This is a genomic window from Pseudomonas sp. On1 (assembly GCF_033783325.1).
The window spans coordinates 25,766-47,005 of the sequence record NZ_JAWPOA010000001.1 but is presented as its reverse complement, the minus strand read 5'-3'; the positions used below and the strand labels follow the sequence as shown (position 1 = coordinate 47,005).

22 protein-coding genes are annotated in these 21,240 nt (G+C 54.8%); 21 read left to right on the top strand and 1 reads right to left on the bottom strand.

Annotated elements, in window-relative coordinates:
* The first annotated feature begins 18 nt into the window (after window positions 1-18).
* Genes R5C80_RS00215 through R5C80_RS00195 form a run of 5 tightly spaced genes read left to right on the top strand, consistent with a single transcriptional unit; the run spans window position 19 to window position 4,295 of the window.
* A complete protein-coding gene (locus tag R5C80_RS00215; RefSeq protein WP_319049638.1) occupies window positions 19-819 on the top strand; it encodes a hypothetical protein in 801 nt (266 codons plus the stop codon).
* Complete coding sequence (locus tag R5C80_RS00210; protein WP_209419115.1) at window positions 813-1,718, top strand: hypothetical protein; 906 nt, start codon at window positions 813-815, stop codon at window positions 1,716-1,718. The genes R5C80_RS00215 and R5C80_RS00210 overlap by 7 nt, the downstream gene beginning before the upstream one ends.
* 47 nt (window positions 1,719-1,765) lie before the next feature.
* On the top strand, window positions 1,766-2,455 hold the full coding sequence (locus R5C80_RS00205) for a hypothetical protein (protein ID WP_010792573.1): 690 nt from the start codon (window positions 1,766-1,768) through the stop codon (window positions 2,453-2,455).
* Window positions 2,419-3,816, top strand: coding sequence for a helicase HerA domain-containing protein (locus R5C80_RS00200; protein ID WP_010792572.1), 1,398 nt, complete (start codon window positions 2,419-2,421; stop codon window positions 3,814-3,816). Before R5C80_RS00205 ends, R5C80_RS00200 begins: the two co-directional genes overlap by 37 nt.
* Before the next feature lie 5 nt (window positions 3,817-3,821).
* Window positions 3,822-4,295 carry a hypothetical protein gene (locus tag R5C80_RS00195; protein ID WP_272837756.1) on the top strand — a complete coding sequence of 158 codons (474 nt, stop codon included), beginning with the start codon at window positions 3,822-3,824 and terminating at the stop codon, window positions 4,293-4,295.
* 42 nt (window positions 4,296-4,337) lie between these two features.
* Here the strand turns inward: R5C80_RS00195 and R5C80_RS00190 are convergent, their stop codons facing one another.
* Window positions 4,338-5,831: a hypothetical protein gene (locus R5C80_RS00190; protein ID WP_319049637.1), complete on the bottom strand. Its 1,494-nt coding sequence runs from the start codon at window positions 5,829-5,831 to the stop codon at window positions 4,338-4,340.
* 127 nt (window positions 5,832-5,958) lie between these two features.
* Between R5C80_RS00190 and R5C80_RS00185 the strand changes: the two genes are divergently transcribed.
* The 16 genes from R5C80_RS00185 (at window position 5,959) to R5C80_RS00110 (ending at window position 21,219) form a co-directional block, all read left to right on the top strand.
* Window positions 5,959-6,846 carry a hypothetical protein gene (locus R5C80_RS00185; RefSeq protein ID WP_319049636.1) on the top strand — a complete coding sequence of 296 codons (888 nt, stop codon included), beginning with the start codon at window positions 5,959-5,961 and terminating at the stop codon, window positions 6,844-6,846.
* A gap of 13 nt (window positions 6,847-6,859) precedes the next feature.
* Complete coding sequence (locus tag R5C80_RS00180) at window positions 6,860-8,512, top strand: pilus assembly protein (protein WP_319049635.1); 1,653 nt, start codon at window positions 6,860-6,862, stop codon at window positions 8,510-8,512.
* Entirely contained in the window at window positions 8,512-9,447 is a 936-nt protein-coding gene (locus tag R5C80_RS00175; RefSeq protein ID WP_319049634.1) for a hypothetical protein, read from the top strand. Before R5C80_RS00180 ends, R5C80_RS00175 begins: the two co-directional genes overlap by 1 nt.
* Entirely contained in the window at window positions 9,444-9,920 is a 477-nt protein-coding gene (locus tag R5C80_RS00170; protein ID WP_209419121.1) for a hypothetical protein, read from the top strand. Before R5C80_RS00175 ends, R5C80_RS00170 begins: the two co-directional genes overlap by 4 nt.
* A 2-nt stretch (window positions 9,921-9,922) precedes the next feature.
* Window positions 9,923-10,582 carry a hypothetical protein gene (locus R5C80_RS00165; protein ID WP_209419122.1) on the top strand — a complete coding sequence of 220 codons (660 nt, stop codon included), beginning with the start codon at window positions 9,923-9,925 and terminating at the stop codon, window positions 10,580-10,582.
* Between the two features lie 2 nt (window positions 10,583-10,584).
* A complete protein-coding gene (locus R5C80_RS00160; protein ID WP_282853622.1) occupies window positions 10,585-12,342 on the top strand; it encodes a GspE/PulE family protein in 1,758 nt (585 codons plus the stop codon).
* Between the two features lie 45 nt (window positions 12,343-12,387).
* Window positions 12,388-12,849 carry a type II secretion system protein gene (locus R5C80_RS00155; RefSeq protein ID WP_209419124.1) on the top strand — a complete coding sequence of 154 codons (462 nt, stop codon included), beginning with the start codon at window positions 12,388-12,390 and terminating at the stop codon, window positions 12,847-12,849.
* Window positions 12,850-12,938: 89 nt separating this feature from the next.
* Window positions 12,939-13,400 (top strand): type II secretion system protein, encoded by a 462-nt coding sequence (locus R5C80_RS00150; RefSeq protein WP_021263644.1) that lies wholly within the window; start codon window positions 12,939-12,941, stop codon window positions 13,398-13,400.
* Window positions 13,401-13,410: 10 nt separating this feature from the next.
* Complete coding sequence (locus tag R5C80_RS00145) at window positions 13,411-14,574, top strand: type II secretion system F family protein (protein WP_209419125.1); 1,164 nt, start codon at window positions 13,411-13,413, stop codon at window positions 14,572-14,574.
* An 8-nt stretch (window positions 14,575-14,582) separates the two neighbouring features.
* Window positions 14,583-15,098, top strand: a complete 516-nt coding sequence (locus tag R5C80_RS00140; RefSeq protein WP_209419126.1) for a type II secretion system protein — start codon at window positions 14,583-14,585, stop codon at window positions 15,096-15,098.
* Window positions 15,079-16,098, top strand: coding sequence for a type II secretion system protein (locus R5C80_RS00135; protein ID WP_319049633.1), 1,020 nt, complete (start codon window positions 15,079-15,081; stop codon window positions 16,096-16,098). The genes R5C80_RS00140 and R5C80_RS00135 overlap by 20 nt, the downstream gene beginning before the upstream one ends.
* Window positions 16,098-17,294, top strand: a complete 1,197-nt coding sequence (locus tag R5C80_RS00130; protein ID WP_010794340.1) for a radical SAM protein — start codon at window positions 16,098-16,100, stop codon at window positions 17,292-17,294. Before R5C80_RS00135 ends, R5C80_RS00130 begins: the two co-directional genes overlap by 1 nt.
* Window positions 17,294-18,436, top strand: a complete 1,143-nt coding sequence (locus R5C80_RS00125) for a radical SAM/SPASM domain-containing protein (protein ID WP_319049632.1) — start codon at window positions 17,294-17,296, stop codon at window positions 18,434-18,436. The genes R5C80_RS00130 and R5C80_RS00125 overlap by 1 nt, the downstream gene beginning before the upstream one ends.
* Window positions 18,433-19,551 carry a radical SAM protein gene (locus tag R5C80_RS00120; protein WP_319049630.1) on the top strand — a complete coding sequence of 373 codons (1,119 nt, stop codon included), beginning with the start codon at window positions 18,433-18,435 and terminating at the stop codon, window positions 19,549-19,551. The genes R5C80_RS00125 and R5C80_RS00120 overlap by 4 nt, the downstream gene beginning before the upstream one ends.
* A 37-nt stretch (window positions 19,552-19,588) precedes the next feature.
* Window positions 19,589-19,963: a hypothetical protein gene (locus tag R5C80_RS00115; protein ID WP_010792555.1), complete on the top strand. Its 375-nt coding sequence runs from the start codon at window positions 19,589-19,591 to the stop codon at window positions 19,961-19,963.
* A 29-nt stretch (window positions 19,964-19,992) separates the two neighbouring features.
* Window positions 19,993-21,219: a hypothetical protein gene (locus R5C80_RS00110; RefSeq protein ID WP_319049629.1), complete on the top strand. Its 1,227-nt coding sequence runs from the start codon at window positions 19,993-19,995 to the stop codon at window positions 21,217-21,219.
* Window positions 21,220-21,240 lie beyond the last annotated feature (21 nt).

Genomic DNA, 21,240 nt, shown 5'->3' with positions numbered 1-21,240 from the left:
CCATTTGGAAGCCCTACCATGCTCGATCTTGCTGACCTCGATCACACCCTAATCTACTTCGTTTCATTCCTCGCAGCCTTCCTATCCATCAGACCAACTCTGCGTGCCGCCGGCACTTGCGGAGCGCTTTTGCTCGCCTGGACATTCGTAAAACTGGAATTGACATTCGACCTGGCCGACCTACTGCTGAATGAAGGTACAAATCCTCAGTTCATCACCGCAGGAGTCGCGGCATTGGGTATCTTCGGCCTGGCGATCAGGGTTTCCCGCTCTCGGTGGAGAACAATGGACCGTACCCTGATCTTGGTAGCTCTGATCAGTGTTTGTCTCACCACTGCCATTTTCCACCTCGTCCTCGTGAACCGTGTTCTTCCTCTCTGGGCAAAGGATCTCGCTTGGACGAACTACAACCTGGTTGAAGCCTCTGCAGAGTCTTTCGCCCCCAAATGTGAGCAAGCAAAAGTGACCTGCTGGCGGGGCACCGCATTCGAGGATGGGGCCTTCAAACCCGAACTTAGGGAGCAATTGAAGGGGGTTGATTCCTTTTTCAGGGCTCACCCCAAGCCATTCCCGCAAGGACATGGTTTCGGTGTGTTCAACGACCTATCGGATGATGGCGTCGCAGCTGTGCTCTACTACCTGGACAAGGGAGAGGCACGAATCGTGATTGATAGCGCGGGCGCCACCCGGGTCCATCATTTGGTTCGAGAACTGTTCTACATGCTTTGCGGAGTCGCCCACTCGGTCTGGATTGCTGGTGCGCTGTTCCTCATCGCGTTCCACCGCCGGCGCTTCATGAAAAGGGGGGCTTCATGCTGATCGACTTCAAGGCCGAGCACACACAGTATCTTAAAGGGCGGCCGTCAGATTCTGGCTGGGTGTATACCCCCGCCAACCCGAAGATGCCGGCCAAGGGGAAGTACCTGGCTGCGCACCAGGTGTTTAGCAATAACGCTCTCAACGCTGCGATCTACATCCGAAACGACGTGAATGCCGCCGGCGAGGCGATTAGTGTGCACACAGCACTCCGTCTCACGTTCTCCCATAAAGCGAAGGGCAGGTACCTACTAAATGACGACCCGGACAAGCTCAGTCTCAACCTTGGGCTCGGCGCGGTACGTGAGTTATACCGTTGGCTCTCTGACCAGCAGCCGCGGTTGGAATACGAAATAGTTCGTGCGAGCGCATCTCCAAAACGACTCCAGGGCTTCACTCTTCAGGACGGCCAGTTCGCCCGGATGCTTACTGCAACAGAGTTCGACTCGGAAGCAGTAGGTACGCTGACCATCCAGGTTGGGCTATCGGATGACGATGTGATCCATCTGCAATTTTACTGCCTTGGTTACGCCAAGCTGATCTATCCAACATTCACTGATGTGGCGATCCTCGAGCTGCTGAAAGCGCATACAAGCTCTACCGACCTGGCGAGCATTCCCTTCCCAGTTTCGCATGCGAAATCGGACAACGTAGCAGCCCCCCAGCGAACGCAAGACGATGATCGTGGTGTGGCTGAGGATGAACCAGATCCAGTGAGGCTGGAGCGTTGCAGAAAGGCAATCTACGCCGTTGGGATGCAACGCTGGAAAGGCTCGAGAGATGTCATCGAATTCATCCAGGACTCTGCTCCTATCGCTCAGATGGACCGGTTGATCAAGGACGGGAACGCAGGGGAATTTACGGAGTGGAACCGCATCGCTGACATGTTCAAAAACTCCTAACTCGGTCCTAGAGGCGGAATAGGGCACTCAACTCCCACTATTGGGGTATGAATGCCCAAATCCCCATTTTCGCCCGCATCAAACAGCACAACGCCGAATACCCACGCGAGCTCTTCGCTGCGAAGGAAATTAACCGGCTGCTGACCAACGTCGACTTCCCAGCTGAAAGGATCTGGCTGGACCTTCGTTTCGACCCCTCAATGACTGACCCAACTTCATCCGCTTTGGATGTGATGATGATCAGTGGGGAGGCGCACGGCATAGCTGTACTCCGCATTCAGCCCCTGTATCTGCAGCAGGACATGCAGACGATGGTGGACGAAGCAATCCCTCACGAGCTCGCACACATCCTGCACGCAATAGACGTCAAGCAGAAGGGCGAAGAGATCGGGAAGTTGCATGACGAAGACTGGCAGGAGTGGCTATTCACTCTGGCACCGAACGCTACGCCTGCCGCAAAGGTGAAGGGTACGTTCGACGATCGTCCAGTAAAGCTCAGTAAAGGAGGGCTTGCCGTCGAGTGCGAGTGTGGTGGAGATGAGGCCATCGCTGTTATCGCCGACACCACTGGCAACTCCGTGAAGCTTCAGGAAGAAGAGCTCGAATGCTCCTCATGCAAGTTTCCATATCACCGGCTTTCCCAAGACTCTGCCCTGCCTGAGGGCATCGCCTCGGACCTGAAATTCCTCGAGGGAATCAAATGTATCAAGCTGCACCATCCCAACCTACAGCGCTGAGTCAGGCCATTGCTGGACTCACTCACTATGATCCCATCAGGATCGGGAGCGACAGCCGTGGCCAAACCGTGGACTGGGTGCTGGCAAAATCCAGCAACTTTAACGTCCTCTTCGAAGGGGCAAGCGGCGCAGGCAAATCGCATACGATTCAAAATCTACTTGCGCGCGTCTACAGCCGTGGCATGACATTCCACGTCCTGGACATCAAAGGCGACTTCTCCTACGAGAGTTTCGAAAAGGCTGGTCTCAGCCACCTGGTTCGGCCGGAAGACTTCAACGACATCACCTTCAACTACTTCGAGGGAGGCAGCTCCCTTAACCCACTCCAAGTCCCGAGGACGAAAGAGGGGGGTGGGGTACTGATGACAGTCGAAGGCATGAAGCAGTTGGTTAAGGTTTTTGCACCGAATACCGGCAAGCGGCAATTGGACTACCTCGAAGAGATTCTGAACGAGGTGTACCGCAAAGCCGGAATTTCCCAGGACGACATTGAGTCCTGGATCAGGCCTTCCCCGACCTTAGATCAGGTCCTTGATGAAATCGATCTCGTGTTCAACTCCATCTCTGCCAGCATGGATTCGGGGTCGGTATCCGACATCATGAAAGCTTATGGCCAGGCCAAGTCGAAGGCGGAGAAGGCCATCGTCAAGATGAAGGCGGATGGCAAAGATCCATTAGAGATCGAGGACAAGGTCAACGAGATCCTTGATGACTTGGAAGGAGTCCTGCATGGCTACGCCAAAAAGCATCTGGATTTCCAGGCGCTGCAGAACAAGTCCACTGGCAATGGAACGTTCTGGGAGTTCTGGTCCAAGGATTCCCTTTTTGGCTTGCGCAGCATCATCCAAGGCATGGTGAAATCCCGTCTATTCACCGGTAACCCTTCAAAATCGCAGGCGGGCAAAATCAACCGATACGTCCTGACCGATATCTCGTCTGAACACCAGCAGATCATCATGCGTATTGTGGCAAGTCGTGTCTTTGCAATGGGAGTGATGGATACTCGAAGGTCTGGTCTCTTCAATCCCGAGTACCCCAGCCACATCCTGATCGCGGACGAAGGGAAGCACGTCAAACAAATTTCGTCCTCGCCGCTGAGTCCAGTGAACCGAATTGCGACCGAAGGACGCGGATACGGTGTAGGTGTTTGGGCTGGGGTTCAGCAGCCTGACCAGGTCACTCCGGACCTCCTGAAAAACGTCTCAACCTACTTCCTCCTCAAGACCCCAGAGACGACTTACGGTGAAGTAAGTCGGATGTTCGGGGTCAAGCCTTCGCTTCTGAAGCAACTGCAGAACCGGCAGAATGTACTCTTCAGTGCAGGGGACGCCTTCACTCTAGTAACCCACTTCAAGGAGTAGTAGGGATGAAGAAATATGCTCTGCTTCTTTGCCTAACCCTGACTGGGTGCACTGGAGGCAAAACCATATTCCCGGTCACCGCGGCGGACATTCAGGACCGCAGCCTAATACTTGGGGCTCAGCAGGCTGTTCAACGAGGGCAGTACCAGGAGGCAGAGCAGCTCCTCTCCAAGTACGTCTATAGAACGGACAAGGGCGATCTGAAAATCCAGTTCTGGGGGCTCAACGGTGAGAGCAGGAAAATTGCAATCGACACTGTGATTTCTCTCCTCTGGGAGACCGGGAGGGACCAGACTCTGGCTCAGTTCGCAAAAGAATACCTTTCGGGAGACGAGTACAAGGTCACTATGTGCCGACTCTCGGAACGGCAGGCGCATTATCCGGAGGCGTATGCCTGCTGGAACAACCTCGGCCATGAGGACAGAGCGGAAAGGACTATTCGCACTGAGGCTGCCCTTCGCATTCTCGGGACCGAATGAGCAGCATCAAGTGATATGAGTTTCGCATGCTAAATCGGGCGGTCAATCACCGCCCGATTCCTCTTCTGCGCCGCCATCTCGAGTGGGGCGACGAACTTGAATTTTGTAGTTCGCCATACCCCAACGGTCGACAACACCGGGCAGAAGCTCTTGCAGGGTTTCCTTGTCAAGCAATACGCAAGCATTGAAATTGATCACTCCAATCTTCACATCAAACAGGCCCGATGGGCTGTCATGATGATTATAGCTATGGAGCAAAAGCCCCATACCCTCGAGGGTTTCCAGCATCACCGGAATAGCAGGGTGGGTGAAGGTACGGGTATCAACTCCCATCTGCAGCTGACGGCTCAACTCAAGCGGCAAATGTGAGCCGATCGACTCAAGGATTCGTGACATCGGAATGATGACGAACTCCATAGCGTCCTTCGTCCAACCCTCTGCTTCTCCAGTTGCCCGGAACTTGTTGATGTTGGCTTCGCCGACAAATTTCAGGATGGCCTCCCTGATCAGTTCCTCAGTCTGGGAGCTTTCCTTGGCTGCGCGAATACCATCTTGCTTCTCTGCACGGATCACGAAACCGTCAGCGTGTCTCAGCGCTTGGACCAACTTCTCAACCCGCGGGCCAGAAGAAACCGGAAGCATTGCAGGATGGTGGTAGTAGCGCAGCGCAAGGGTGAGCACGTTCTGATCCTCCGGCTGGAGCTTCGCGAACTCAGGCATCTGACGCACGATGTAAGCGCTGTAGGTGTTGTGGTGTGTTGCGTCCTTGTTCTTAACCCACTGGCCAGGCGCCTTCTCGGCATATGCCAATAACTTATCCAAGTCATGAGACAGCCCAGCGAGATAAGCGAGAGGTTCCTGCACATTCTGGCGCTTCAGATAGGACAAGACCTCCTTGGCGATGGCGAGGGAATGCTCGCGTAGCGTGGCATCGGCATGGTGAGCGCCGACGCTGGCTGGGACTGTGGGATGAGCAGCTAGTAACTCATGCACGGCCAGTTCGAGGTGTTCAATGGGAGTCGACGGCTCACGACTCAGAGCTACCTGTTTTCGGTTGCATCGGAAGAAGCGTTGGTTGTAGGGGTTGAGGTCTGTTACCCCTCCAATTTCCTCTCCGGTTCGCGGGTCCTTGTTGTTCCTGAGCAGGATCATCATGGTTGACCCTGGAATTGAGCATTCGTACTCGTAGGGATCGGTGCTCACCGCAGTGGTTTCAGTCGGAGTGTTCCGCGGGCGGAAATACCGGGAAGCTGCAACCCTGGCAATGGTGTAGACCATAGCGGCCGCGAAAATGCAGTGCAGCACTTCTACCAGGACGGCAACTAGCGTCCCCACGTAACCACCAGATGCGATGAGCTGAACCACAGCATGAGGCTTGAACATGTAGAAGTGGGGCGACAGGGCTTCAGCCTGAAAGTCCAATGCCTTATGCGTGGATTCTAAGTAAGCCGCATAGCCCAAGATGACAACTGCAATCATGACGATCAGGGCAACAATCCCAGATGAGGCTTTGACCTTCGGTGTAGAAGCGGACATGACTATCTCAACGTGGTGAACACCAGATCACGATGCAGGTTTTGAAAAAGTTTTTCCAACCAAACCCCGGATTTGGAGCACTGCCTTCCCACTATTGAGGTAACAGAAGCCTCTATGGGACTCCGCAGTGAAAAAAACGATCCTCATCCTGGGCGTCAGCCTCCTGAGCCAGGGCGCCTACGCTTCCGCCTTTGATGATTCCCACCTCGCGCGGAGCGAAACCCTCTCACCGTTCGATCGCACCTATGAAGCCGGCAGGGCGCAGCAGGTGATGCAGCCCATCGACTACAAGCGGTCCACGCAAACGCCTGCAGCACCTGCGGCAATGATCGACCTGTCGATCGATAACCCTGTTGCCTCGGTAGAAGAAACAGAGACCGAACGGCAATACAGGAAAACTCTCGAAGACCTGGAACGAAACCGCCAGGCCCTGACTGCCGCACGTAGCGAAGCAGAACGCAACCTCATCGCTGCGCAGAAGACGGCGATCGAGGCTGCTGCAAAGCGTAAGCAGGATCTGCTGGCCCAAGAAGCCGAGATTCGAAAAGCCCTGGAACTGAACCGAGCGGCGCAGTCGAAGGCTGATCAGGTACAGGTCGCACAGCTGACGGACATCGAACAGATCCGCACAGAAAGCAAACAGCTTCTCATGCTGGCCGAGAACAACGCGGAGATGATCGAAACAGCTGCTCGCAAACGGGTGACCCTGGAGCGGGTAGACCCGACCGTGGTCATCAACGAACCAGTAGAGGCCGAATACCAAGGGGCAACTCTGAAGGAGATTGCGGAAGGGATCATGCCGGTCGGTTGGCGTGTGAAAACGGCCTTCTACAACAAGCCTGAGCTTGAGACCCGCCGCTACGAGTTCATTTCCACTGACGCCCGTGACATCGCCCTGCGCAAGCTCACAGCTTCCGTCCGGGACGCCCGTGTTCGCTACCAGTATTTCTGGGACCTGACTGACGAACAGGGAAATCCCTCCCCCATGATCCTGATCACCGACCGCCCGAACTAAGGCAGCCACACCCATGAAGATGAAATCCATTGCCCTGGCTCTGCTGGTTGCCACCGGCCTGTTGGGATGTACCAGCAGCTTCGACATTTCCGAAGAAGCGAAAAATGCCCCCCTGCGCCCCGAAGCGAAAGATGCTCTTCAGGCTGCTCGGGGTAACACTTTCGTACGCGAGATCAGGACTGAAGATATCGCGAAAGCCCGACCGATCTTCCTAACTGCACAGAGCAAGCCGCTTCGAAGCGTGCTGCAAGACACGCTGCCTGGATACGCGATCATTCCGAAGGGCAAGGTCAACCTCAACGATCCAATCGATGTAGCTGCTGCTGGGATGACCCTTGCAGATTTCATCGAATACATCGAAGGGACCCGGGACCTGAACATCGAGATCGTAGGCAAGCGAGTAATCGTTAGCGATTTCGAAACCCGAGAATGGAACCTGGCCACTTTCGCGTCGACCCGGAACGTCAACAACGTCATCGCATCCACTCAGACTCGGGGGGCTAAAGCAGGCGACGACGATTCCAACAACCAACAGGATTCCAACGTCGCGACTGGTACCACCATTGGCCTCCAACTTTCCGAAGACGAGTGGCAGAAAGTGATGGAGGGCGCCCGCACTATCATCGGAGCTGAGAAAGAGTCCGACCGTGGCAGTCGTGGCCGTAATCAGAACTCTCCCGGTGCTTCAAGCGCAACTGTAGGTGGTAATAGCAACAACAGCTCGAACAACGGCATGACGAGCGGTTTGAACTTTGATGCTCCTTCGCCCGCAGACTTCGGTTTGTTGACATCAAATGATGAAATTGAGCCTTACATAGAAGGTATTCGCTCAGTAGGTATCATCACAGCAGGTGGCAAGCCTTCTAAGATGAAGGTTCTTGATCGCTACTTTAAGCGAGCTATTGGCGAAGCTACCAAGGTCGTAAATGTTCAGGTTGAGGCCTATGATGTAATCCTGAACAACGATAAGCAGAAGGGAGTTGACTGGAACCTACTTGTTAAAGGTACGTTAAATGGAAATCCACTTGGCCTGAACTTTTTCAATACAAAGACCGATAACACAGATCCATTCTGGAACGTGCAAGGCACCTATGAATCTGACCATGTCAAAGCTGATGTTCTAATCCGTTTTCTTGAGAACTTTGGTCGCGTAGAGCTTACTGATCAACCTAACATTACCGTTCGCAATGGGGTTCCAGCGCAGATTTACGCTGGTGAAGAGTTGACCTATATCGTTGACGTCGAGCAATCCCAAGATGAATCCGGCAATGTCACAGTCACACCTAAACTTGGACGACTAAAAGTAGGTGTGACGCTGAGCGTTACAGTAAGGGTTCTCGACAACGATCAAATAATGGTCGACATCTGGCCAGTAATATCCAACCTCAGTGGCAATGACACCATTGCCATTGGAGACTATGAGTTCCAAACCCCCCGGGTTAATCTCAAGGAGTTTAGCACCCAGCTTATTACCAGCTCAGGTCGCGCAGTACACCTTGGTGGTCTCATCACAAAAAAGATGAACCAGGCACTTCGACATTTGCCTTGGCAGAATCTGGTCACCAAAGCAGTGCTAAACCCTCTCACCCAGGACGTCAACAATCAACTCGACAGACGTGAGCTTGTCCTGGTCGTCACGCCCACATTGGTGGAGGGTGCTCTCTAATGAATCAGTTGCTTCTTGGCGTACCAATTCAGATTGGTGGCGAAGAGGTCATCATCTGCCGTGACTCCATCGGCTCGCAGGCGCTCAGCAGCTCCCGCGAGTCGGAGGTGTATACCATCATTGAGGGGCCACGCGAAGACGGCCGGCCAGCGATTTACATCGACGAAGATGAACTAAAGTCGATGCGGGAGTCGTACCCGGGCATAAACGTGTATGGACTCTGGCAGCTCCTGTTCGCCAACAACCTCGTTCCTTTGGGGAACGAGGTCATTATTTTCCCAATGGGTCCTGACCGCGGGCTTTACCTGCGGTTGGACTCTAGTACGGATGTCCATAAGCCATCGAGTATCCTGAGCTCTTCTGAGTTTGTAGATAACTTCATCCCTGAGTGGATGGACTATGACCTCTCAAATGCTTCTCGTATTAGCCTTGATAATTTTGATCTGGTGCTACCCGCCAGCCCGGCCTATACCCGTCAAGAACTATTCGAAAAGCAACGGCACGACCAAACCAAACGCTGGTATATGGTCGCAAGCATCTGCGGCCTGATGCTGATCGCTACGCTTGTATATAACTACGGCATGTACACGCTTTATAACGCTGACATGGCTATTTATAAAACCAAGCAGATTCAAAGAGACGAGTTAGACACCAAGATTGGCGAGTTGCTGCGTGAACGACTAGATAAATGGCCGGACAATTCTGCTGAGCTCGGCAAGATCAGTGAGTTGGTTGCTTACGATAGCGGCCTTGAAACTTCTCCTGATGGAGAAATACATGTCGGATTTACGACTTTGCACCGATTCGTAACAAGCAAATACCTGCCATTCGATCCGTCGGAGAAGGTAAGAGGCATAGTTTCAGAGTTCACTCCACACCTGAATTACGTGATTCGAATTGACCCTTCGGAAATTGGCGGGAGCGACAACCAGTGATTATCAAGCGCTCAAAACTGTCTATTTCAACATTTGGCTTTTCGAATCTGATGTTGATTGTAATTGCAGCCGTGGCAGTCGGCGCCGTTCGATTCAGCATGACCATGGGAGAGACCCGCACTCTACCTAGAGACTTCGATCAGATCGATGCAGTAATTGAAACCTCACGGCAAGACGTTCAGCGGTATACGGAGCTGGAGAAGCTCCCGAAACTCGTGAGTTCTTGGAAAAAGGCTACTGCATCCTTTGAACTCGATGGGCTCAAGTTCGAAACCTTCGACGCGAACAATTCTTCGGAGATGGGGAATACTTATTCAGGCCCGCTGAAAGGTTGGCCTGGCCAAGTAATAGGCGAACCGCAGGTGGTGATATCAAGCGTACGGTCGCTTCAAAAGGAAATCCCCTTATATCTCTACGATTACTCCATTGCGAACGGAGTGATGAAACTTAACTTTGTAGTCGTGGGTACCTGATTATGAAAAATCTTGTCATCGGCACTCTTATGGCAGCTCAATTTGTGCTCCCTATCCATGCTTTCGCAGATGCGGACGATGCTGACACTCATCGCGACCGCAGCCGAAAGATTGGGGACATGGAGTACAAGCGAGATCAGCTGAAACTTCAGGCTGAAATGGCTGACTCCTACAAGAAAATGTCGGATGCCGGCTTCATTGTGGACGAAAGTGGCTCTCCATTGGGCGTAACAGATATCGCAACTCTGGGTAAAGAGGTGCGTAAGGCAGGCAGTAAGCCCGATAAAGCTGACCTCCCGTTCGGTCAAAACCCAGTCATCCCCAATGCCGCACCTTTCATGCTCGAGCAGCCTACGTTGGGGATGAGCGGACCAAATGGACAGGCTGCCCCAGGCGGTCCATTCCAGTCTGGCTCCTCTCAGAAAAACGTCCCCGACGACGATGAAGACAAGGCCAAGCACTTTCTGGCGCTCCTCGAGGTTCGGGCAGACTCGATCGTAGTAATGACCAGTCAAGGGCGCCGAATCGTGCGCAATGGAGAAAAGGTCAACGACTACACACTCCAGCGATTCGGGCTCGATAAGGCAGTTTTCAAAGGTCCTGATGGCACTCGGGAACTGGTAATCGACTGGACCAAATCCAAACGCTATGCGGACGACTGACCATGAGCAATAACATCCAGGGGATTCAACGAAAGATCCTGCGGAATCTGGTTGAGGCGGGGAAAATCACGCAACAGCAAGCAGATACACAGCCAGTATCTGAAGTCATCGAGCAGGTTGTTCCCGACATCCTCCGCGTCTGCAAGGACGACGAAGCAGTTGCCCATGCGATCGGCAAGGCGCTCGGCCGTGAAGTGTTCTTCGAGCTGGAGGACGGGCTCTCGATTACTCAAGGCCCTGAGGGGGAGCCATGGTTCATTTACGGCAACACCATCTTCATGGCCAATCCGTTCCACAAGCGGATGCACGAGCGTGCCACAGGGTTCGCCAGGACCAACAACATCCACCAGCCGAAGGTTGGTGTGGTGAGCTTGACCCGCTTAGAAGCGATCAAGGCCATCGAAACTGAAGATGACGATAGCGCGGTCCATGACAGCGAGCAGCTAAAGGCCCGCGCGACACAGCGTGTGGAAGACCTGGTGCGCGAGGCGGCAAAGCTCAATGCCTCGGATATCCACCTTCAGCCTACACAAGGTGATCAGGTTCAAGTCCGGCTGCGAATCGACGGCGAACTTCTGACACGCAAGCTCTACACGTCCAAAATACACGAGGCCATTTGCCGAGTGATCATCGAGAACAACTGCGGCCTTACCCTGGAACTGAACGCAGCCCAGGATGGGAAGTTTGATTTCGCGGTCTCGGCCCACAAGAAAATCAACCTTCGGGTTAGCACGCTTCCTGTCACCAAGGGTTCGGAAAGCACCCCCAAGGTCGTGGTTCGTCTATTGGGCAACGACACGAGTCTGGCCAACCTGGAAAGATTGGGCATGTCAGTCGAAAACAAGGCGCTGCTTCGACGACTGGGCGAGGCTCCCAATGGCTTGATCATCGTCACAGGCCCTACTGGCTCAGGTAAGACCACAACTCTCAATGCGATGCTCCTGGACATCTATGGTCAGGACCCGAACCGGAACTACCACACCATCGAAGAGCCGGTGGAGATCCAACATGAGGGAATGTCGCATACCGAATGTGGTAAGCATTTGTCGTTTGCTACCGCGCTCCGTGCCTTGCTACGTCAAGACCCCGACGTGATCTTACTTGGCGAGATCCGCGATAACGAGACCGCCGAGTACGCCTTTAAAGCCGGCCAAACTGGTCACCTGGTCTTGACCACCTTGCACACCAATAATGCCCACGAGTCGCTGGATCGCCTCGGCAGGATGGATATTCCAACAGACATCATCGCAACCAACACGCAAGCCATCATGGCCCAGCGTTTGGTCCGCAGCCTCTGCAAGAGTTGCAAGGTCGAATACCTCTTCCGGTCTGATGATAAGCGTTTCGCCTTGTATGGCTCGAACCCGGTGTTTGGGGGCAACGGCGAACTCAAGCTCTATCGAGCAAACCCCAAAGGATGTCAGGTGTGTAACAACGGATCGCACCAATCTGGCGGATTGAAAGGGCGGCGCGGTGTCATCGAGATACTCGAGCTTACGCCGGAAATTCAGGAGGCCATTTTGAATGGAATCTCCCCCAGCTTGCTGAGACGCTCCCAAATCGCAGAAGGGACGTTCAAGGACCTCTGGGACGATGGTTTGCGCCTGGTGTTCGAAGGTGTGATTGGATTCGAGCAGCTCGAAAAAGAGCTACGGCCCTACCTCTCTGATCGAGTTGGTGCACCGAAGAATCGACAGGAGAAAGCGGGTATTCGCTCCATCCGCGAAGCCGGCACTCCATCGTTGGTTGCACAGCTGTAACCGCCAGGTCCATCCCAGGAAAATCACAGAGAAAGGAATAGATCAATGATCGAACGAAATACCAAGTGTGTTCGCCAGAAGGGCTTCACCCTGATCGAGTTGGCCATCGTGCTGGGGGTCATCGCGATCCTGACTGCTTTCTTCCTGCCGGGCATGCTCAAGGCGCGTGAGGACTCCAAGCTGAGCACTGCGATCACTCAGCTGCAGAAAGACTTCCCCGGTGCAATCGCCCGGCAGGTGAGCCGCACCAATACTTGCAGCACGACCACCATCACTGCAGCCAAGCTGAAAGAGCGCGGCCTCCCCGATCTGACGGTCTGGAACACTGCCTGGACCGTCGATGCTGTCACCAGCAACCAGGTGACCATCAGTTACACCATCGACAGCACCGACACCAATGCTGCTGCTGACCTCGCAACAGCATTGAACCAAAGCAACAACATCGTGAAGAACTCCGCGACAGCGACGGGCAACACCAAGGTGACAGTGGCATACCGCTGCAACTAATTGGTCGAGCCTGACTGCTGCTCGACAAGTCGGCACGTGGTCTTGGTTGCACAACAGCAAGCCTGCAATTCACATAAAAGGAACGATCCATGATCGAACGTAGTACCAAGGGTAATCGCCAGAAGGGGTTTACTCTGATCGAACTGGCCATTGTGCTGGGGGTCATCGCAATCCTGACTGCCTTCTTCCTGCCAGGCATGCTCAAGGCGCGTGAGGACTCCAAGCTGAGCACTGCGATCACTCAGCTGCAGAAGGACTTCCCCGGTGCCATCGCTCGGCAGGTAAGCCGCACGAACACCTGCAGTACGACCACCATCACTGCAGCCAAGCTGAAAGAGCGCGGCCTCCCCGACCTGACGGTCTGGAACACTGCCTGGTCCGTTGATGCTGTTACCAGCAACCAGGTGACCATCAGCTACACCATCGACAGTACCGACACCAGCGCTGCTGCCGATCTGGCATCCGCTCTGAACCAGAGCAACAACATCGTGAAGAACTCCGCAACGGCGACCGGTAACACCAAAGTGACCGTGGCGTACCGCTGCAACTAAGGGATTGGCCATGGCCTACTACCAACTGAAGTATCTAGGTGAATCGGGTGGTGTGGTTTCCGTCGGTGTAGAGGCGGAGACCAAAGAACAGGCCATTGCCATGTCCGGCATCCCCGAGTCAGTCATCCATAGCGTTGCTGTCGACCACCTCGGGGGTATTAAGTCGGCCCTGCTCGACAAGAAGTTTCCCCTTGTCGAGCAGGTCCTTATGTTGTCTGCCATTGCTTCGAAAATTTCTTCAGGCAAGACCTTCGGCAAGGCCGTTCAGGAATCAGTGAACTACAAAGCACTGAAGATCACATTTGCTCAAATCGACTCTTGCCAAACCCCAAAAGAGTACCTGTCGCTTCTTCGATTCGACGAAACCGCGGTCCTCCTGGCAGAGGCGGGTGACAAGACAGGGCGATTGCCTGATGCCCTGAACAGGGCATCTAAAGCAATCGCAGAACGTCTGGCAGCGAAGAAAGAGTTCTCTGCTCTGATGAAGAAAGCCATGATCAACGCATGCTTTGGTCTGGGCTTCATCATTGGCATTCCGCTATGGGCGGGTGGAACTATCCACGACTTCATCCATGTCCAGCGCCTCGACCTGCAACTCAATTCCCTGAGCCAGCTGATCCTGCTTCTGCACACTGTCTACACCCAGTACCTCTACGTCCTGCTTGGAATCGCTGCCGGGATCTACGTGTTTCGCGCTCGGGCATGGGAAATGGTGAGGAACCTGCCAGGTTTCTCGTTCCTCAATGAGAGGAACAAGGTGCGGATGGGCCTGGAGTTTGTTCAGACTTATCAGCTACTGCTCAGCAGTGGCTTTACCAACCCCCAAAGTTTCAAGTTCATGATGCAACGCTCCCGGGGCCGTGCACATGCTCTCTATCAAGAAGCTCACGCACGCCTGGTTGAAGGCCGCGAGCTATCCGATGTTTTCGACAACCCCGAGTGGCCCCCCCTAATTACTCAGAACCTCCAGGGTTTCGACAACCAGTCACCAGCAGGGCGCGACAATGTGCTGAGCAATATGGCTGATGCTCTAAAGGCCTACTACCTTCGGCATTCGGAGAAGGTGGCCCAGATGTCATCGGTCATCGGATTTTCGATGATGCTCCTAACCATCATGATGTTCGCAATCGGCTTTTATCTGCCCATCATTAACCTCGCGTCGGCCATGCGGTGACTGTGGCTATGGTTCGCTCCCGCGGCTTCACCCTCATCGAACTAGCCGTCTGCCTGGCAATTGTCGCGGTCATGACGGTTGCGCTCCTTCCAGGCGCAATGGAGAAGTATCAGCAGGGCAAGATCAACTCCTCGATTGAGCAAGCAAGGAACCTGATTCCTGTCTGCGAGATAGCAAGGACTAAAGCCGTGTCCTCGACCGTCGGGGCGAACCTAAAGGTCACCCATACCTATGGATCTCTTACCAACTGGTCGAAAACAGCGGATCTTCAGAACCTGTTGAGTGCCGATTACCGCTTGCCGGCTACCAACCCGCTTGGCTCAAACATCCTCGTCAAGTTCGACTCACAGCGTTGCTACGTCGCCGTAGATCTGCCTTTCAAGGAAGACAACTACGGTGGATACACCACGGAAAACGTCGGGACAAACACCCGGATTATCATCACAACCAGGCCAGTGCAGAGTTCCTCTTCCGCCTGGGTTACTTACCAGAAGCGAATCCTCCATGAAGAAACGACGCGCTAATTCCCAGGCCTCGATGGGAGGCTTTACGCTGATTGAACTGGCGATTGTGCTGGCCGTGATGGCGATGATTGCTGTCTATGCCACACCCAGGTACATGGAGCAGCTCAACCAGAAGCGTGCAATCCTGACTGCGCAGGAAACTCAGTCTTTTCTGGACGCTGCACGCTCATACCGCATGCAGAATGGCTCGTGGCCAGGCCAAGCAAGCAACTGTGCAAATGCCAAAAGCGTGCTTGAGAGCACCTCTCCACCAACACTTGCCGGCATCAGCGCAACCAACAAGTACAACCAGGCAGTTACCCCAGCTTGCAATGCAAACACTTTCTCGATCACCCAAAGCATTGCTCAAGACTGGGATGGTGTAGTTGCGAACAACCTGCCTGGGACAGTGATCAGCAATGCAGCGACGTACACCATTCGCTCAACGATCGGGATTCCAGGCAGTGAGCCCGCACTAAACTCTAAGCTGTCTCGAGTCTACACCGGTGACCCTGAGATGAATCGGATGCGCACCCCGTTGTTGCTTGGGAGCAATTCGATCAACGAAGTTTCGAACATGTATCTGAACAACGGTGGTGCGGATGCTCGAGTAAAAACGGATGCTGGGCGCTTGATCCTCAGCACTCCCTATGGCGGCGAGGTGGCCATCGAGAATGGGACCAACCTTTCGGTTGAAAACGTAACCCTTCGTCAACGGGGGAACGCCAACCTCATCGATCTGCTTCCGAATTTCGTGCAGAAGGGAACCTACCTTGTCCGACACAGCGACGGAGTTATAAAGCCTGCGTGCCCGGGCGGAGGATCTGCAAGAGCATCTCTGCGCCCAGGAACAATGCGTGGTGGCTGGCAGGAGGGAGAGGTAAACCACGGGGCCTTCGGCTACGAGTACAAACTCCTCGACTACGGTAGCTACTGGATCGTTTCGACGAACATCATTGGCTCTGAGGTAGAGCGGAACAACCTTCAGTCGCTTGTCGACGTCTACTGCTATTACCCCTAATGCCATATTCAGTCGTTATCGCTAAGCCAACCAAAAACTGCAACGCGGACTGCACCTACTGCTCTGCGCCCCCTGACGGCGAGGGCAGCTGGTCGCTTGATGATTTCAAGCGGATGTTTGATCGCCTGCAGCCATCGTTCACACCAAATATCGACTGGATCTGGCATGGCGGCGAGCCAATGCTCATGGGCCCCGATTTCTTCGAAGCGTGCGCTGAGTACGCATTGGCTCAGCATGGTGGCGTTCACTTTGCAATCCAAACCAACCTTCTGGGGTACAAGTCCGATCGTTGGAAGCGAGTGTTCTCGGAAATCTTTGAGGGCCGGGTCTCTACAAGTTTCGACCCTTACAAGAAATACCGCACGGTTAAAGGCTCCGCTGAGACGTATGACCGTCTGTTCTGGCGAGCAATGGACCAGGTAATCGCCGACGACTTTCGACCGCTCGTAATCGGCGTTTACGACGAAGGGGCGGCCACGGCCGCAATGGACATGTATGAGCGAGCCCTCTCATATGGCTCGGCTGGATTCGACATCCGGTTCAACTACGCCTACCCCGCTGGTCGTGCCAGGGAGGCGGGCATGCTCATTGACCCTGCGACCTATGGGCAGATGCTTGTCGATCTCTACGACCGCTGGATCGATGAAGTACCGGTTTTCCGCATCACGCCGCTGGACTTGATGCTGCAGAAGGTGGCTGGCTACAAGAGCATGCTCTGCCCCTGGACCAAGTCCTGTGGAGGTCGGTTCCTGACCATCGACCCTGACGGCTCGGTGTATAACTGCAGCGAATTCAGCGATTTCGGCGACAAGCGCTTTCGCTTCGGCAACATCCTTACCGGTGAGGTGCAGGAAGCGAAACCGGTTGAGGTTAAGTTCTACTCGGGTGCCGACATCGCCCCCGCGCTGACCGCATCACCTGCCTCCCGAGAAATCATGGGGCGAGCAGTCAACCTTCCACCAGACTGCAAGACGTGCCCGCACTTCACCGAATGCGAGGGCGGCTGTGCCCGCGATGCGGTGCTCTTCGAAAAAGGGATGGGGGGCAAGTTCGGCTATTGCCAGAGCTGGAAGATGGTTTTCAATCGTCTCAAGCAGTCAGTTGTGACTGGTGAGGCTGACCGCATTCTCTACAAGCTCGGCATCACTCCCGATAGCGCCCGCGCGCGACTCTCCGCATACGGGTGGGTGAACTGATGCTTCAGGTCTATCTCAAGCCAACAAACTTCTGCAACGTAGGTTGCGACTTCTGCTACCTCCCAGAGGATGTGCGGGCCAATAAGTCCCGTATGTCGGAGGCTACCCTCCAGGACAGCTTGGATCTGATCCGCAACCTGGCCGAACGGGAGGGGCACGACCGAGTCTCTATCCTGTACCACGGAGGCGAGCCGCTAAGTATGAGTGCCGGGGTACTCATGGATCTCTCGGACAAGGTGCGGCGCGGCCTCTCCGGTATTGAAATTCAGGAAGCCATCCAGACCTCGCTCATTCCACTGCGTCGTTCACACATCCCATTTTTGCAGGAGCGGTGTGATGGCTTCGTCGGCTCCTCTATCGACTTCAGCGGCCGCACCATACAGGGCTCCAATAGCAAGTACATCGATCTGTGGCTGGAGAAGGTCCACCTGGCCCGCTCCCATAGTCTTCACGTGGGCCCAATCATGGTGCCGACGCGCAATGAGCTTGCTCAAGTAGCGGAGATCTATGGGTGGTTCAAGGAACACGGGTTCACCCATTTCAACATCGAGCGGTACAACCCCTACGGGGCCGACGCAGACCGTCCAAGCAACAAGGAACACAGCGATTTTCTGAGCGAACTGTTCGATGTGTCGATAGAAGACTTACGACGGACCGGTTCCTGCGTAACAAACAATGCCGTGGCAGCAGCCATTGGTGGGGTATTGCACAACCAACCCGGCGAGCGCTGGGGCGGAACCTGCCAGCGCGACTTTCTAGTGATTAATCCCGACGGGGCGCTCAACACCTGCCCGGATCGGATGGAGTACGAGACGGACCTTTGGCCAAAGGTCCAGGACGGCATCGATGCCTTCCAATCCAGCCCTGAACGACTGGGCTGGATCAAGGTTCAGCACATCGACCACATCGAGAATCACTGCCGTAAGTGCGAGTTCCGGTCGTGGTGCAAGAGCGGCTGCCCAATCACCGATCACCAGGTTCATACCGGTGCAGGGGAGTGTGCCGGCTATCGATCACACCTAGCGAAAGTCAAAGAGTTTGTTGCCAACGAGGAGGGGCGCCGATTTGCTACCGGCTACCTGTCCGCGGCAGGCGCGCTGCCCTTTGACCCGTACACCATCGGGCTGGAGCGCATCGCATGAGCAAGGGGGCACCCGACTTCGATCACATGATCTATGTGCGGCTCATCGAGGCATGCAATCTCCACTGCCAACACTGTTTCATCCCCAACAATCCGAAGCGGATGGACTGGAAAAATATCGAGCAGATTCCGACGAAGGTCCGCTCTTTTGCTCGACCAGGCCAGGTCCTGCTGTTCCAGCTCCACGGGGGGGAGCCAACGCTGGTTGGTCAGGAGTTCATGCGCAAAACAGTTGTGTTTTTGAAGACTGAACTGTCCGAGTTCGACGTGCGTTTCTCGCTTCAGACGAACTTGATGACCTTCGACCTACGTTGGGCTGAGCTCTATCACGAGTTCTTTGATGGCATTGTCGGGGTGTCCTGGGACCCGGAGATCCGCCTTCTAAGGGCTGGACGTCCCGAATCGAACGAGCAGTTCGAAAATAAGTTCTGGGCCAACATCCACGCACTCCAAAGCCTTCAGCTGACACCGTACATGGTCATCACGGTGACCAAACCACTGATCAACAGGTTCAGGAACCCAACTGACCTCATTGACTTCCTTCTCGAGCGCGGAATTTCACTGGCCCACTTTGAGAGGCTGACCAGAACTGGATATGCGATAACCAACTGGGATTGGCTCGGAGTCACGAACCGCGACTACAGCATGTGGACTGGACGCTTTGCCATGGCCTACAGCCGCTTCATGTCTCAGCAGCGGGAAGGTCGGCAGGAACTGAACATCTCTCCGCTGGATGGGCTTATCGCCAGCGTGGAACGACTGCGCCGCGGTGAGAGAGGAGGTTACGGGTGTCTCTCCGGCGCTTGTGATACTCGATTCCATACGTTCGACCAGAACGGCTATTACTCCGCCTGTACTGCGTTGACCTCGGAGCGGGATAACCGGAATGCGGTTGGAGTGGCAGTGGTGGAGCACACCCAGCTTGAGGCTGCCCGAGAGGAGCGTCAAATGGACTGCACTACCTGCCAGTTCAAGCCTATTTGTAGCTCAGGTTGTATGGCCACGCCCCGAATGGACGAGAGCCAGGAGTGTGCAGGGGGATACATGACGTTCAGGCTTCTGAATGACCACATTGCAACCAGAGACAACCCCGGATTGATAGCAATCGCTGGGTAAGAATCTGCCCTATGGGCAAGTAGAAATGGAGGGGAAGATGAAGCAGTTCACCGGCAATCGAGTCATGGTCGCAATCGCGGTCAGCGCCTTGACCGCCAGCGCTTACGCCGAAACTCACAAGTCATTCACTGTGGAGCAGTCGACTGAAGATCTCGCTGCAGACAAGGAAATCGCCCGTCTGCGCGCCATCCTGGAGATGAACCCGATCAAGCCTATGGTTGAACAACACCAAAAGGTGTTGAGCGAGATCGTCGTGGGCAACATGGTGGGCGGCATAGACAACATGCTGCTGGCGGCCACAGCCACAGCAAAAGATATGGACTCCACCCGGATCGGCGACTGGGGTTATTGCCATAACGCTTGTCATGGTGCCTGCCACGGCGCGTGCCATGGCTCGCGTGGCTGGCGCTGATTGGGGGTTCCATGACAGTTCAAGTTGGAATGAGAGTTTCGGACCTTGAAGGGATCTTCCTTGCACAGTCCAGCCATCTTCAGACTTCGCCCGAGCACGAGATCAAGCGGGACGTTTCGTACTTCAACATAGAGTGCGACACGACGCTCAAGCGCATCCCTCGCGATGCCTGTCACTTGGGCTTGCGCGCGCAGAGTCACCCAGACTCACCGGACCTTCCCAGCGACGACTTCACGTTCAGCTTGATCTTGGCTGCCGGCAGTCTCAATTCGGTGTCGATCGACATCCCTTACGATTGCTCCGTATCGCCCGACGAATTGCTGATGCACGCTGAATCCTCGGGCTTCAACATCAACCTGCTCCCGCCAGGGCACACCACCGTCGTCGACGAGAAAGTGGAACGCTACTGCGAGGTACTCCGTACCTACGGGAGGATGTGGCTTGCCTCGCCCCAATCGAATATCCGTGTCGCGCCAATCGATGGCTACCTCGAATACCTTTTCGGTGTGGCGGCAGGGCACATTCCGGCATCCATCTCGACCGACGAGATGATGAATACCCTATTCACCGATGGCATGCCTGAAGTGGTTATGGAGCACGTGAAAGTCGTAATTCACGACGTCATCATGGAGCACTTTGGGACTGAGGATGCTTTCAATGAGATCCTCGAAAAGGTGGCCAAGGCAATTCACCTCAAGCAAGCGCAGTTCCGTGACTCCCGAGCGCGCATCCTGGAGGAAGAGCTCGACCTACGAACACCGTTGCCCAATCTCATTCGGATGGTGAGTAAGTCCACGGGGCTTAGCCTGTCCAACGCTGCCGGCATGCTGTACGAGCTGAAGCACGGCGTCCACACGGTATTGGATAAGTACCTACCACCGGATGAGCCCGCGGTTGAGGGGCAGGCTACCCCTCCGGTGAATACCCGCCAGGCCAAACTCGCCAATGCCTTAGGGGCTGCATTTGCTGCAGCATTCGGTATCGATGAGATGGACCAGGCATGGGCAGGCGTCGAGTCCACCCTGCAGGTGCAAGAGCGTATCAACCTCGATCACGGAACTGTTCAACCTGGTTCCGTTGCGTCGCGCATAGCCGTGGCGATGGACGTTGAGCCGAAGATTGCAGCGCTGGCCACTGGTGAGTTTCTTTCCATGATTCGAGCAGTTCTTGAGGCTGGAAACCATGTGAGCCCGCCTCCGCCTCCAGAACCCAAACCGGTACCTGCACCCACCAGCGGCCTTATCGCTGTCGGCTGATCGGTCCCTCATCTCAATGGG

Excerpts from the sequence above, each read along its gene's own strand:
- R5C80_RS00215 (WP_319049638.1), top strand. The coding sequence starts at position 19 with ATGCTCGATCTTGCTGACCTCGATCACACCCTAATCTACTTCGTTTCA.
- R5C80_RS00210 (WP_209419115.1), top strand. The coding sequence starts at position 813 with ATGCTGATCGACTTCAAGGCCGAGCACACACAGTATCTTAAAGGGCGG.
- R5C80_RS00205 (WP_010792573.1), top strand. The coding sequence starts at position 1,766 with ATGAATGCCCAAATCCCCATTTTCGCCCGCATCAAACAGCACAACGCC.
- R5C80_RS00200 (WP_010792572.1), top strand. The coding sequence starts at position 2,419 with ATGTATCAAGCTGCACCATCCCAACCTACAGCGCTGAGTCAGGCCATT.
- R5C80_RS00195 (WP_272837756.1), top strand. The coding sequence starts at position 3,822 with ATGAAGAAATATGCTCTGCTTCTTTGCCTAACCCTGACTGGGTGCACT.
- R5C80_RS00190 (WP_319049637.1), bottom strand. The coding sequence starts at position 5,831 with ATGTCCGCTTCTACACCGAAGGTCAAAGCCTCATCTGGGATTGTTGCC.
- R5C80_RS00180 (WP_319049635.1), top strand. The coding sequence starts at position 6,860 with ATGAAGATGAAATCCATTGCCCTGGCTCTGCTGGTTGCCACCGGCCTG.
- R5C80_RS00175 (WP_319049634.1), top strand. The coding sequence starts at position 8,512 with ATGAATCAGTTGCTTCTTGGCGTACCAATTCAGATTGGTGGCGAAGAG.
- R5C80_RS00165 (WP_209419122.1), top strand. The coding sequence starts at position 9,923 with ATGAAAAATCTTGTCATCGGCACTCTTATGGCAGCTCAATTTGTGCTC.
- R5C80_RS00160 (WP_282853622.1), top strand. The coding sequence starts at position 10,585 with ATGAGCAATAACATCCAGGGGATTCAACGAAAGATCCTGCGGAATCTG.
- R5C80_RS00155 (WP_209419124.1), top strand. The coding sequence starts at position 12,388 with ATGATCGAACGAAATACCAAGTGTGTTCGCCAGAAGGGCTTCACCCTG.
- R5C80_RS00150 (WP_021263644.1), top strand. The coding sequence starts at position 12,939 with ATGATCGAACGTAGTACCAAGGGTAATCGCCAGAAGGGGTTTACTCTG.
- R5C80_RS00145 (WP_209419125.1), top strand. The coding sequence starts at position 13,411 with ATGGCCTACTACCAACTGAAGTATCTAGGTGAATCGGGTGGTGTGGTT.
- R5C80_RS00140 (WP_209419126.1), top strand. The coding sequence starts at position 14,583 with ATGGTTCGCTCCCGCGGCTTCACCCTCATCGAACTAGCCGTCTGCCTG.
- R5C80_RS00135 (WP_319049633.1), top strand. The coding sequence starts at position 15,079 with ATGAAGAAACGACGCGCTAATTCCCAGGCCTCGATGGGAGGCTTTACG.
- R5C80_RS00130 (WP_010794340.1), top strand. The coding sequence starts at position 16,098 with ATGCCATATTCAGTCGTTATCGCTAAGCCAACCAAAAACTGCAACGCG.
- R5C80_RS00125 (WP_319049632.1), top strand. The coding sequence starts at position 17,294 with ATGCTTCAGGTCTATCTCAAGCCAACAAACTTCTGCAACGTAGGTTGC.
- R5C80_RS00120 (WP_319049630.1), top strand. The coding sequence starts at position 18,433 with ATGAGCAAGGGGGCACCCGACTTCGATCACATGATCTATGTGCGGCTC.
- R5C80_RS00115 (WP_010792555.1), top strand. The coding sequence starts at position 19,589 with ATGAAGCAGTTCACCGGCAATCGAGTCATGGTCGCAATCGCGGTCAGC.
- R5C80_RS00110 (WP_319049629.1), top strand. The coding sequence starts at position 19,993 with ATGAGAGTTTCGGACCTTGAAGGGATCTTCCTTGCACAGTCCAGCCAT.